Here is a 12,330-nt window from a genome sequence, read left to right on the forward strand (position 1 = left end):
CCGGGTCGCCCCGGCCAGGCTTAGCGGCGCGACCGGATCACCTTGCGCTTGGTCTTGGCCACCTTCGCCCGCGCCTTGCCTTCGCGCCGTCGGGTCGGCTTGCCCCGGGCCCGTCGCGGACCTGTCGGCAAGCTTTTCCCATCCAGTTCCAGCAACTCCAACGCGATCCCACCGGTCACTGGCAACGCTTCAAGCAAGCGAACGGTGACGTTCTGGCCCATCCGCATCGTCACGCCGGTATCCGACCCCATCAGGGTCTGGGTCTCGGCATCAAAGTGGAAGAACTCAGCCCCGAGCGACCGGACCGGCACCAGACCATCCGCCCCGGTTCCGTCCAGTTTGACGAACAACCCGAACCGGGTGACGCCCGAGATCCGGCCAGTGATCTCATTGCCGACCCGTTCCGACAGAAAGGCCGCAAGGTACCGGTCGGTGGTATCGCGCTCGGCCAGCATTGACCGGCGTTCGGTCTCTGAAATGTGTTTGGCCGTGGCTTCCAATCGCGTCTCTTCTTCGGGCGACAGGCCGTCATCGCCCCAGCCATGGGCAGTAATCAGCGCCCGATGGACCACCAGATCGGCATAGCGCCGGATCGGTGAGGTGAAATGCGCATACTGACGTAACGCCAGCCCGAAATGGCCGAAATTCTTAATCCCGTAGTAGGCCTGCGTCATCGACCGCAGCGTCGAGATGTTGATCAGTTCTGCGGCATCGGTCTCTGCCGCCGCTTCCAGCAGCCGGTTCAGGTGCCGGGTCTGCAACACCTGCCCCTTGGCCAAAATCAGCCCCGACGCCCCGGCAACTTCGCGCAACGCGTCCAGTTTTTCAGGGCTGGGCTCTTCATGGACGCGATACAAAAGCGGGCGCTTCTTCGCATCCAGCGTCTCGGCGGCACAGACGTTCGCCAACACCATGAATTCTTCGATCAGCTTATGCGCATCATAGCGATCGCGGAAGGACACCGAAGTGACCTTGCCGGCGTCATTCAATTCGATCCGCCGCTCAGGCAGATCCAGTTCCAGCGGTTGGCGCTGTTCGCGGGCTTTGCGCAGGGCCGCATAGGCCGCGTAAAGCGGCCGGATCACGTCGCTGAGCATGGTTTCAGCCCGCGGGCTGGGATCCCCATCCATGGCACGCTGCACTTCGCCATAGGTCAGCGACGCCGCCGACCGCATCATGCCGCGCACGAACCGATGGCCGATCTTTCGCCCATCCGCATCAATCTGAATTCGAACCGCCATACAGGCGCGCTCGACGCCTTCGTGCAAAGAACACAGATCGCCCGACAGGACATCCGGCAACATCGGCACGACGCGGTCGGGAAAATAGCTGGAATTGCCGCGCTTGCGGGCCTCGTGATCCAACCGGCTTCCCGGTCGCACATAGTGGGCCACATCGGCAATCGCGATCCACAGGACATGGCCACCCGGATTTTGGCCGCCCGTGTCCGCCTCGGCGAAGACCGCATCGTCATGATCACGCGCATCTTCTGGGTCGATCGTCACCAAAGGCAGGTCGCGCAAATCCTCGCGCTTGCCCATAGGGGCCGGGGTCTTGGCGTCGGCTTCAGCCAGAACAGCCTCAGGAAACTGATCAGGAATACCATGTTCATGGATCGCAATCAGCGATACAGCCCGCGGCGCACTGGGATCACCCAGACGCGACACGACCCGGGCTTGCGGCAATCCCATGCGGTGGCGCGGACCGGCAGGCTCGGCCTCAACCAATTCGCCGTCTTTGGCCCCGAAGGTCGCACCGGGGGCCACTTGCCACTCGGTATTGGCCTTTTTGTCGATGGGCACCACGCGCCCGCCTTCTTCATGGGCCCGAAAGACCCCCAGCATCCGCGCCGGGCTTGTCCCAATCCGTCGGATCAGGCGTGCCTCATAGACATGATCTTCGGCACCAACATGCTGCAAACGCGCCAGAATCCGATCCCCTGCCCCCAAAGCAGGTTCAGCCGCCCGCGGAATGAACAGGATTTTGGGTTCTGCGCCTTCGCCCCCCCATTCCAGCGGACGGGCAAAGATATCCCCGGAATCCGACGGTTCCAGCACCTCTAGAACGCTTACCGGCGGCAGGCGTTCGGGGTCGCGATAGGTGCGGTGGCGTTTTTCCAGATGGCCATCGGCCTCAAGCTCGCGCAGCAACTTCTTCAAGTCGATACGCGCAGCCCCCTTGATCCCGAAGGCCCGGGCGATATCGCGTTTTGCAGTCTGGGTGGGATGGTCTGAAATCCAGGCGAGGATTTCATCCTTGGTTGGGATGCGTGTCATGCTTGAGGCCTACCAGAAAGCCAAACAGCCGTCACCGGGAAAGCGGCGACGGTCTGGGGATTTACGTCCTTTTCGGCAACCGACGACGCGGCAGGTCGGCCACCGTATCGACATCGGATAAGACATCGATGCCCGCGATCCGGTGCCCGGGCAGCGTGGCACAGGTATCGTCAAGGGCGTGATCGGTCGACCATCGAACCCCTTTGAACAAACCGGGCGGGATCCCCCGACGCCGGGCCAGCCCGATCAGCCAATAGCCGCCATCCGGGGCAGGCCCGACCACGGCCTCTGCCCGGCCAAGCGCCGCAAAAGCCCGCGCCACATGCCCTTTGCCAACAGCCGGAATATCCGCACCAATGATCGCAACCGGCCCGCCCGGCATCTGGCGGAATATCCGCGCCATCCGGTCGCCCAGATCGCCGTGCCCTTGCGGCCAGCGTGGCAGATCCTCGGGCCAGACCCGACTAAGGCAGCCCTCACGATCCGGCGACACCGCAAGGACAAGGTCCCAGCGTGGATCACGCAACCGTCGCAGCAACCCCGCCGCCTGATGCCGGAACCACCACGCGGAACGCACCATGCCGATATCCCGCCCCAGCCGTGTTTTCACCCGGCCCGGATGCGGCTCTTTCAGCATCACCACCAGACGGGGGCGCATCCGCTCAGGCAAAGTAATCTCTTAAAATGCGGCCATAGATCGCCGTTAGTGCCAGGATTTGTGCCACCTCAACCTGTTCATCCACCTGATGCATGCTGCGCCCCACCAGGCCAAATTCCACCACCGGGCAATGGCGTTGAACGAATCTGGCGTCAGACGTGCCCCCAGAGGTCGACAGCACCGGCACCAGACCAGTTTCTGCCGTCACCGCCGTCGCCACCAGATCAGAAAGGGTCCCCGGCGGAGTGACAAAACTTTCTCCCGACACCGCAACCCGCACGTCGATTTCAATCCCAGTCTCGTCGACAATCGCGGCGCGCTGTTGCTCTAGCCACTCCGTCAGGGTGCTACTGCTATGGGCATCATTAAAGCGAATATTGACCGTCGCGCGGCATTGGGCGGGGATCACGTTGGTGGCGGGGTTTCCGGTGTCAAACGTCGTCACCGCAAGGGTCGACGGATCGAACTGCGCCGTGCCGTCGTCAAGGCGGGCCTGTGCCAGTCGATCCACCAGTCGCGCCAAGGCGGGCACAGGATTCTTGGCCCGATGCGGATAGGCCGCGTGCCCCTGTACCCCGGTGGCGGTAAAAAAGATATTCATTGAGCCGCGCCGCCCAATCTTGATCATCTCGCCCAGCCGGTCTGGGCAGGTCGGCTCGCCCACCAGACAGACGGTCATCGCTTCGCCCGCCGCGTCCATCCAGTCCAGCAATGCCCGGGTGCCATCTATTGCATCGGCCTCTTCATCGCCGGTGATGGCCAGAATGACCGCGCCGTCTGGCGGGGTGCCCGTGACCAGTTGGACCGCTGCCGCAACAAAGGCCGCAACCCCGGATTTCATATCCACGGCACCGCGGCCCAGCATCATGCCGTCCCGGATTTCGGCCTGAAACGGATCGCAGGTCCACGCCGCCGCATCGCCCACAGGCACCACATCGGTATGCCCATTGAAGCCAAAGCTTCGCGGATGCCCCTTGGACCCCCATCGCGCAAAGAGATTGGAAATTCCGCCCCGATCCACCCGCGTGCAGGCAAAGCCCGCATCCGTCAGGACATCGTGCAACAAGTCCAATGCGCCCCCGTCTTCTGGGGTCACCGACGGGCATCGGATCAGGCGGGCGGTCAGGTCTACGGGGTCAATATGGGTCACGGGCGGCTCTCCTTTGCCCCCGGCCTAGCGCAGCCTCTGGTGCCGCGCAACGGATCTTGGGCCAACCGGCAAAGCGCCCGGCCCAAGAGAACTCTCTGCTGCTCCGACCAAGCGCAGCGCGCTAAAAGATCACGCCTTGTCGAAAAAGGGCGTCACCTGCGCGACAATGACCGAGTTTTCGTCAAGCGCCCGTGCCATTAATCCGCGCTCGTCCTCGTCGATGTCATGACCCTCTTCCAGACGCTCATCCAAGGTGCCGTAGCCCGTGACATCCAAAGGGGCGAGATCGGCCTGCTTGAGGATTGCCACAGTTTCACGCACGGCCTCGGCTTCGTCGACACCAGCGCAATAGCACATCAATGCGGCCCCTGTCGCCCCTTTGGGCAGGCCGTCACCGGTCTTGCGACCGACTTCGACCAGCAAGGTGTAGACTGCACGCGGCCGCTTTGGTTTGACGTCGATGTCCTCGGTCATGCGCCCGACCTCAATCGCGTAGCAAATCGTTGATCGAGGTCTTCGACCGGGTCTTTGCATCCACCCGTTTCACGATCACCGCGCAATACAGGCTGACCCCGTTCGTCGACGGCAAGGTGCCAGACACCACAACCGATCCGGCAGGCACTTCGCCATAGGTGACTTCACCCGTGGCGCGATCGACGATCTTGGTTGACTGGCCGATGTAGACACCCATCCCCAAAACCGATCCTTCGCGGATGATACAGCCCTCAACCACCTCTGACCGCGCCCCGATGAAGCAGTTGTCTTCAATGATCGTCGGGCCAGCCTGCATCGGCTCAAGAACGCCGCCAATGCCGACACCGCCGGACAGATGCACATTCTTGCCGATTTGGGCGCAGGAGCCCACCGTCGCCCACGTATCAACCATGGTGCCAGTATCAACATAGGCCCCCAGATTGACGAAGGACGGCATCAAAACCACGCCCGGCGCGATGTAAGCCGATTTGCGGACAATACAGTTGGGAACGGCGCGAAACCCGGCCTTTTTCCACTTTTTCTTGCCCCAGCCCGCGAACTTGCTGTCAACCTTATCCCACCAAGTGCCGCCCTGCGGGCCACCTTCTTGAAGGTCCATGTCTTTCAGACGAAACCCAAGCAAAACAGCTTTCTTGGCCCATTGGTTGACGGTCCACTTGCCGTCTGCGCCAGGTTCAGCCACCCGCAAGCTGCCGCTATCCAAGGCGTCCAGCGTTTCTTCAATGGCATCGCGCACGGTCCCCTTGGTCTCGGGCGTGATCGCGTCCCTGTCTTCCCAAGCGGCTTCAATCGCGGTTTCCAATGCTGCGTTCGACATATTTTGCCTCCCGTTAAAGGCTGATTTCTATTGTGTCGCTATACGCGCAGTCTGGGATCGGCGCAATGCAAGCCCAAGTTAGGCAAGTCATGCCAGAGAACCTTCTGGCTTTACGCTGGCCACACTGCTGTAAAGGCACTAGGTCAGGGTTCGGCACTGCACCACAAGATGCAGCTAGAAAGGGCAATTATGACAGATCATAAGGTTCATCCCCTTCCCGACGCGCATGAGGACATGGAACGTGCGCGCGCGATCCCGGACACGCCTCAAACCCGCTCGCCCACCCATCGTCTCGCCTTTACCGACACCGACTTTATGTGCCGCGAAGACCTGCGCCCCGTCCGCCTGCAACTGGAACTGCTGAAAACCCAGATCGCCTTGGATGAACGCGGCATCGTGTCGACGGTTGTGATGTTCGGCGGCGCGCGCATTCCCGCCCCAGAAAATGCAGACGCGGCCCGTACTGAAAACCTCGGCCGGTTGTCCCATTTTTATACCGAGGCGCGGACCTTCGCCCGCCTGATGACGGAAAAAAGTCTGAAAACTGGCAATCAAGAGCATGTCATCGTCACGGGCGGCGGCCCGGGGGTGATGGAAGCGGGCAATCTGGGCGCACTTGACGCCGGCGGCATTTCCATCGGCTTGAACATTGTCTTGCCTCACGAACAGGCCCCGAACCTTTATGTTACCCCGGATCTAAGCTTCAACTTTCACTATTTCGCCGTGCGCAAGATGCATTTCCTGATGCGGGCCTCTGCGATCACCGTCTTTCCGGGCGGGTTCGGCACCCTTGATGAGCTGTTCGAAACACTGACCCTGATTCAGACCGGCCGCATGGCCCCTGTGCCAATTCTGCTGTTCGGCGAAGAGTTCTGGCGCAAGATCATCAATTGGCAGGCATTGGCCGAAGCTGGAACCATCTCAGACGCAGACCTTGGCCTGTTTCATTTCGTCGATACTGCGGCCGAAGCCGTGGCCATTATCGACGCAGCCGGCGTCCCGGATCCGACAGAGACCACCGTCTAACCTTGACGCGCCAGCCGCAATGCACCATCCAGCGCCGTCCCATCCGGGGCGGCCAACCCCGCCTGCACCGCTTCGGGCAGATAATCCGCGTATTCCGCGCTCAGCCCGCCACAAAGGCACAGGCGCTGACCGGGGCGCCAGCCAAGTGCGGTAAGCCCGTCCATAATATAGCGCCCACCGCGCTGCATCAGTCCCCGTGCGACCGGATCACCGGATTGCGCGTATTCCACCACCATCGGCGCAAGGCCTGCAATATCGGACTGACGCGCCGTCGATGCAAACCGCACCAATCCAAGGGGCGCACCGCCGTACAGGTCCATTATATTCCGTGTCAGCGCCGAGGCTGCGATTAAACCATCATGGGCAAGAAGGCTTTGCTCAAGTACAGACCTTCCAAGCCAATGGCCCGACGCCTGATCCCCGATAACCGGACCCCATCCACCTGAAAATAAAACTTTTTCTGAAATTTGCACTGCCAGAAACGATCCGGTACCAATGCCGGCAACAGCCCCGTCCCGCGCACTTAGGGCCCCTACGACCGTACTGATCTGGTCGTCAGAAACACTCAGACGCGTCAGTCCAAGTCGCTCTGCAAGAATAGTATCGACGCTGTGGTCGCCGCGACCAGCCAGCGCCAGATGCACCCGCGCGACTGCTGCGGACAGGAATGGCAAGCCAGCCTGCGATGTCACAACGTCCAAAAGTCCGGCAAGGGACGCAATGGCCGCCTGTAAATCGGTGGTAATATTAGCAGGCCCGCCGGTGGCGAAAACAGGGTCACAGCCTTCCCGCCACAGAACAGCGCGACAGCCACTGCCGCCGCCATCTACAGCGATCACCATATTTGGGTCATTCATCATCATGCCAGCACTCTACCTGAACAGATCAGAACTTGGGAGGATATGAGCGCGGCCGCACAGGCAATCCGCCTGTTCTTTTGGGCTGGCGTATGTCGGCCACAGAAAATGAAGGGTTCCGACCCCCCGGAACCCTTCTTCACCCCACGCGCTTTCGCACCACACGTGTTTCGGAATTTTGGGTCCAAGTCATCCTGACCAGACACAGTATTCCTACCGCACGATCTGCAAAAACGCAAATTCCAAGCCTCTAAAATTAAACGAAACTTATCCGTAAACCGCTTCTTTTCCGAAATGCTTGGTGAGCAGATAGTACATCACGGCCCGATACTTGCTGCGTTCGGATTTCCCATAGGTTTCAACGGCCGCATCGATGCCAGCCATCAGATCAGGGCCATCTGGCAACCCAAGCTTCTTGATCAGGAAATTGGCCTTGACCCGCTCCAACTCGGCGGCATCTAATGCCGCGACGGTCGACGAATCCGCGTTATAAATAGCCGGTCCGCACCCGATTGTCACCTTCGTCAGAAGATCCATATCCGGCGTCATTTTGCACTTTGTTTGCAGGTCTTCGGCATAAAGGGCAATCAGATCGTCGCGTTTGCTCATGTGTCGTGTCCTCTCATAGGTTGCTTGAAACCGCGTGTGTTCAAACCATTTGAACCATGTATCCGCCGGTTGGCAAAGGCAAAGCTTCTAGGTTAGCGCCAATATTGCCAAGTTCCCCATCAACCACGGCCCGTTCTTGGACACGGGCGGTCAAACCCGCGCACGCCTGCGTGACAATCCAAAGCAATGGATTGCGCCGCTGCCATGCAGCAGCACAGACTTCAGTATCCCCAAGGAGGACAAGTCATGTATCGAACCCTGAATTCCCTCAAACCGCTGGCCGTTGCTATAACGATTGCCGCAGGAGCCACGCTGGTCGGTTCGCAGGTCCGTGCGGCACCACTGGAAACTACGGTTGTTGCTGGAGGCTGCTTTTGGTGCGTCGAGGCAGATTTCGAGCACGTCAAAGGCGTGACCGACGTCGTTTCGGGCTATGCTGGCGGAAAGGCAGCAAATCCCACCTATAAAGAGGTCTCGCGCGGCGGCACCGGCCATCTGGAAGTCGTCGAGATCACCTATGATCCCGACGTGATCAGCTATCCCCAGATCCTGCATTTGTTCCTGCGGTCCATCGATCCGCTGGATGGCGGCGGACAGTTCTGTGACCGGGGTGCTGTCTACGCGCCCGCGCTGTTCCCGGCCACCGCGGGGGAAAAACGGGCGGCCACTGCAGCGCTTCAGACAGCCGCCTCTGATCTGGGGGTCGACAAGGTCGAGGTTGCGGTTCTGCCGGCCGCGCCCTTCTATCCAGCCGAAGACTACCATCAAGATTACTATAAAAAGGATGATCTGGTCCTGACCCGCTTTGGCCCGGTTAGCAAGGCCGCCGCCTATAAGAAGTATCGCGATGGCTGTGGCCGCGACCAGCGCATCAAAGCGCTGTGGGGGGATGCCGCCCCCTTCGCCGGTCTTTAAGTCAGCCCGCTACGCAAAAAAACGGCCCGCACAGGGGTGCGGGCCGTTTTCTATCTGGGACCGGCGCGGGTTCGACCGCACCGGTTTCATGACCCAGTTTTATTACTTCAAGAACGCGCGAACCAGCGAGGTGTCGTTTTCCTGAACTGCATCCTGAAGGATGATCAGTTCGGCAAGGGTGTAATCGTCAGCGTTGATGTTCAGCGTTGCTTCCAGACCCTGGTAGGCCGTGTCGGATGCCGAGATCGCGCCGGTGCTGCGGGCATAGCCGCCGTCGGTGTAGTAACGCGCTTCTTCGTCGTTGCCATCGTTCACAGCAGCCTTGATCGCTGTCAGCTCAAAGGTGGAGTAAGCACTGGGCGTTACGCCAAGTGCGCCAGACAACTGCGCGTTGTCAGCAGTGGTGCCGCGGGTAACAGTGCCGTTTGCGCCGTTTTCCAAGATATAAGGGATCGATTTGCGCGATTGGGAATCTTGATCCGCGCTTTTCAAAGCGACCAGATCAGCCAAGGAATAGGCGCCCGGTTCAACGCCGACATTCAGAGCCAGTTGATCCGCTCCGTTGGCAGCGAAAGCTGCGCCGGTGGTTACAGCAAGAGCAAGAGCAGCGAGTGTGGATTTCTTAAACATTTTATAGTCCTTTCAGTAACATGCCACGATCGGCACGTCGATTTCATCGAGGCATCCGGCCTCATCTTGGACGGCGCTGTCTGCGACCGTCCGTGGCCGTTTCATGCGTCGTTGAAAGGTATTTGGATCATCGGCAGGACTTTAAAAACCGCAGATCCTGAGCCCCCGATCTGTGCGTAAATGCACATCACATTAAAAAGATGAGAGTATCAGTCCGAGAAGCACAATTATTTTGCGTGCCAATTTTCCGAATTTTCAAAATTATATGGGAAGTATCAGTGTGTTATATAAGTTTTCGCCTGCAAATTCGTCGCCAAATATTAACAACTCTTGGCGGCGGAACCTGCCGGGTGTCACAATTCCCTGCGGAAACGACACGGTGCTCACAAGTTTCGTGATCAAGGAATTTCTAAAATATCGTAATTTCAAATACTTAATGAGAACGCCAGCGGGATTGTGGGGCACCTGCGCGACCGACGGAATCAAAATCATCGCCACCCTCCTGCTGCGGTCCTCCCTTCACCGCAGCAGAAAGGCCGGTTTACGGCATTCAGTCCAGATTGGACGCGGCGACAACGGCCATGTTCAGGATGTCGTTCTCGGTCGATCCGGTGCTACAAATCTGAATGGGCTTGTCGACACCTGTGAGGATCGGACCGATCACGGTTGCGCCGGCCATCTCCTGCATCAGCTTGACTGAAATTGAGGCCGAATGGCGCGCCGGCACGATCAGGATATTGGCCGGACCGGTGAGACGCGAAAACGGATAGGCCTTCTGCGCCTCTGGGTTTAGGGCGACGTCCACCGTCATTTCGCCTTCAAATTCGAAATCCACCCCGCGCGTTTCCAAGATACGCGGCGCCGCGTGCATTTTCTCGGCCCGCTCAGAGTTCGGGTAGCCGAAGGTCGAGAAGCTGACGAACGCCACACGTGGCTCCAACCCGAAGGATCGCGCCACCTCGGCGGCACGTTCGGCGATATTCGCCAAATCCACTTCTGATGGCCATTCATGCACCAAAGTGTCCGCGATCATCACGATCCGCCCCTTATGCAACAGCGCCGTCACCCCCGCAGCCCCGTGGGCAGCGTCAGCATCGAAGACATAGTTGATCATATCGAGGACATAGGCGGATTTCCGGGTCGCACCCGTCACCAAAGCATCGCCATGACCATGTGCCAGCATCAGTGCCGAAAAGACATGCCGATCGCGCGAGGCCAGCCGGTGAATATCATTCCGGTCATAACCCCGGCGCTGCAATCGCTCATAGAGAAATGCCTTGTAGGTTGCCAAATGGGTCGTATTCGCCGCGTTCACGACCCGGATTTCCCGCACGGCATCGCCCAGACCTGCCGCTTCCAACTTGGTTTTCACGTCCGCCTCGCGGCCAACCACGATCGACCGCCCCAACCCGGCACGCTGATAGGCCACCGCAGCACGCAGAACCCGAATATCGTCGCCCTCTGCGAAAATCATCGAGGCCTGCGCCTGCCGCGCCCGCGCATGCAAGCCCTCAAGGATCGACGCGGTGGGATCCATCCGCGCTTTCAAGCTGTGCTCATAGGCGTCCATATCCTCAATCGGACGTCGCGCCACCCCGGTGGCCATCCCGGCGCGAGCCACGGCTGGCGGGATCCGCCAGATCAAACGCGGATCAAACGGTGTCGGAATGATATAGTCGCGCCCGAATGACAGCTTGCGACCATACGCAACCGCAACCTCGTCTGGAACATCCTCGCGCGCCAGTTCGGCTAAGGCCCGCGCGCAGGCCAACTTCATCTCATCATTGATGGCTCGGGCGTGAATATCCAAAGCGCCGCGAAACAGATACGGAAAACCAAGAACATTGTTGACCTGATTGGGATAGTCGGACCGCCCAGTTGCCACGATCGCATCAAGCCGAACTTCGTGCGCCGCTTCCGGGGTGATTTCCGGGTCCGGGTTGGCCATAGCGAAAATTACCGGATTGTCAGCCATGTTCGCCACCATCTCAGGTGTCACCGCGCCCTTGGCTGAAACGCCCAGAAACACATCGGCGCCCACCATGGCATCTTCCAGCGTTCGGGCGTCGGTTTTGGCCGCATGCCCGGACTTCCACTGGTTCATGCCTTCGGTCCGGCCCTGATAAATCACCCCTTTGGTGTCACAGACAATACAATTATCATGCCGGGCACCCATGGTTTTCAGAAGCTCGATGCACGCAATCCCGGCAGCCCCGGCGCCGTTCAGCACGATCCGAACATCCTCAATCTTCTTCCCGCTGAGATAAAGCGCGTTAATCAGGCCCGCAGCACAGATGACCGCCGTGCCATGCTGATCATCGTGAAACACCGGGATGTTCATCTCATCCTTAAGGCGCTGCTCAATGATGAAACATTCCGGTGCCTTGATGTCCTCCAGATTGATCCCACCAAAGGATGGCCCCATCAACTTGACGGCTTCGATGAACTTTTCTGGATCCTCGGTATCCAGCTCAATATCCACCGAGTTCACATCCGCGAACCGCTTGAACAGAACCGCCTTGCCTTCCATCACCGGCTTGGAGGCAAGCGCCCCAAGATTGCCAAGTCCCAGCACCGCGGTGCCGTTCGATATCACCGCCACAAGGTTGCCTTTGTTGGTGTATTCATAGGCTAAATGCGAGTCTTCGGCGATGGCCAGACACGGCTCTGCGACCCCCGGTGAATAGGCCAGCGACAAATCCCGCTGGGTGCTCATCGGGACTGTGGGCTGAATTTCCCATTTGCCGGGTTGCGGCAGGCGGTGAAACGACAGCGCCTCTTCGGACGTGACTTTGGTGTTCGACATGGACATGGCTCCTCCCCAGGTGCCCAGTTTACATATTCGAGGCCCGCTGTCTTCCCAATCGCCACCCGACAGCAGCAATCCCGGCAATCGG

Annotated in this window: 11 protein-coding genes; 2 read left to right on the forward strand and 9 right to left on the reverse strand. The window is 59.6% G+C overall.

The window, feature by feature from the left end; all coding sequences use genetic code 11:
- Positions 1-20 precede the first annotated feature (20 nt).
- The 5 genes from rnr to dapD all read right to left on the reverse strand — a co-directional run bounded on the left by rnr (position 21) and on the right by dapD (position 5,396).
- Positions 21-2,276 (reverse strand): ribonuclease R, encoded by a 2,256-nt coding sequence (gene rnr / locus BV911_RS07720; protein ID WP_086053030.1) that lies wholly within the window; start codon positions 2,274-2,276, stop codon positions 21-23.
- A 61-nt stretch (positions 2,277-2,337) separates the two neighbouring features.
- Positions 2,338-2,934 (reverse strand): DUF2064 domain-containing protein, encoded by a 597-nt coding sequence (locus BV911_RS07725; RefSeq protein ID WP_086053031.1) that lies wholly within the window; start codon positions 2,932-2,934, stop codon positions 2,338-2,340.
- A 4-nt stretch (positions 2,935-2,938) separates the two neighbouring features.
- Complete coding sequence (gene dapE / locus BV911_RS07730) at positions 2,939-4,084, reverse strand: succinyl-diaminopimelate desuccinylase (protein WP_086053032.1); 1,146 nt, start codon at positions 4,082-4,084, stop codon at positions 2,939-2,941.
- 129 nt (positions 4,085-4,213) lie between these two features.
- Complete coding sequence (locus BV911_RS07735) at positions 4,214-4,558, reverse strand: hypothetical protein (protein ID WP_086053033.1); 345 nt, start codon at positions 4,556-4,558, stop codon at positions 4,214-4,216.
- A 10-nt stretch (positions 4,559-4,568) separates the two neighbouring features.
- Entirely contained in the window at positions 4,569-5,396 is an 828-nt protein-coding gene (dapD, locus tag BV911_RS07740) for a 2,3,4,5-tetrahydropyridine-2,6-dicarboxylate N-succinyltransferase (RefSeq protein WP_086053034.1), read from the reverse strand.
- A 189-nt stretch (positions 5,397-5,585) separates the two neighbouring features.
- On the opposite strand from dapD, the gene BV911_RS07745 reads away from it, so the two are divergent.
- Positions 5,586-6,422: a TIGR00730 family Rossman fold protein gene (locus tag BV911_RS07745; RefSeq protein WP_086053035.1), complete on the forward strand. Its 837-nt coding sequence runs from the start codon at positions 5,586-5,588 to the stop codon at positions 6,420-6,422.
- Here the strand turns inward: BV911_RS07745 and BV911_RS07750 are convergent.
- Together BV911_RS07750 and BV911_RS07755 are read right to left on the reverse strand one after the other, a co-directional pair.
- Entirely contained in the window at positions 6,419-7,285 is an 867-nt protein-coding gene (locus BV911_RS07750; RefSeq protein ID WP_086053036.1) for a BadF/BadG/BcrA/BcrD ATPase family protein, read from the reverse strand. The two genes, BV911_RS07745 and BV911_RS07750, sit on opposite strands and share 4 nt — an antisense overlap.
- A gap of 261 nt (positions 7,286-7,546) precedes the next feature.
- Complete coding sequence (locus BV911_RS07755; RefSeq protein WP_086053037.1) at positions 7,547-7,888, reverse strand: DUF2853 family protein; 342 nt, start codon at positions 7,886-7,888, stop codon at positions 7,547-7,549.
- A 246-nt stretch (positions 7,889-8,134) separates the two neighbouring features.
- Here BV911_RS07755 and msrA point away from each other — a divergent pair, with 246 nt between their 5' ends.
- The gene (gene msrA / locus BV911_RS07760) at positions 8,135-8,803 is read left to right on the forward strand and encodes a peptide-methionine (S)-S-oxide reductase MsrA (protein ID WP_086053038.1); all 669 of its coding nucleotides are present in this window, start codon (positions 8,135-8,137) and stop codon (positions 8,801-8,803) included.
- Positions 8,804-8,905: 102 nt separating this feature from the next.
- Here the strand turns inward: msrA and BV911_RS07765 are convergent, their stop codons facing one another.
- Complete coding sequence (locus tag BV911_RS07765) at positions 8,906-9,433, reverse strand: hypothetical protein (protein WP_086053039.1); 528 nt, start codon at positions 9,431-9,433, stop codon at positions 8,906-8,908.
- A 550-nt stretch (positions 9,434-9,983) separates the two neighbouring features.
- Positions 9,984-12,239, reverse strand: coding sequence for an NADP-dependent malic enzyme (locus tag BV911_RS07775; protein WP_086053041.1), 2,256 nt, complete (start codon positions 12,237-12,239; stop codon positions 9,984-9,986).
- Positions 12,240-12,330 lie beyond the last annotated feature (91 nt).

Source organism: Pseudoruegeria sp. SK021 (assembly GCF_002119405.1).
GTDB lineage: Bacteria > Pseudomonadota > Alphaproteobacteria > Rhodobacterales > Rhodobacteraceae > Meridianimarinicoccus.

Coding starts and splice junctions, on each gene's coding strand:
- msrA (WP_086053038.1), top strand. CDS start 8,135: ATGTATCGAACCCTGAATTCCCTCAAACCGCTGGCCGTTGCTATAACG.
- dapD (WP_086053034.1), bottom strand. CDS start 5,396: ATGTCGAACGCAGCATTGGAAACCGCGATTGAAGCCGCTTGGGAAGAC.
- BV911_RS07745 (WP_086053035.1), top strand. CDS start 5,586: ATGACAGATCATAAGGTTCATCCCCTTCCCGACGCGCATGAGGACATG.
- BV911_RS07775 (WP_086053041.1), bottom strand. CDS start 12,239: ATGTCGAACACCAAAGTCACGTCCGAAGAGGCGCTGTCGTTTCACCGC.
- BV911_RS07735 (WP_086053033.1), bottom strand. CDS start 4,558: ATGACCGAGGACATCGACGTCAAACCAAAGCGGCCGCGTGCAGTCTAC.
- BV911_RS07755 (WP_086053037.1), bottom strand. CDS start 7,888: ATGAGCAAACGCGACGATCTGATTGCCCTTTATGCCGAAGACCTGCAA.
- BV911_RS07765 (WP_086053039.1), bottom strand. CDS start 9,433: ATGTTTAAGAAATCCACACTCGCTGCTCTTGCTCTTGCTGTAACCACC.
- BV911_RS07725 (WP_086053031.1), bottom strand. CDS start 2,934: ATGCGCCCCCGTCTGGTGGTGATGCTGAAAGAGCCGCATCCGGGCCGG.
- rnr (WP_086053030.1), bottom strand. CDS start 2,276: ATGACACGCATCCCAACCAAGGATGAAATCCTCGCCTGGATTTCAGAC.
- BV911_RS07750 (WP_086053036.1), bottom strand. CDS start 7,285: ATGATGATGAATGACCCAAATATGGTGATCGCTGTAGATGGCGGCGGC.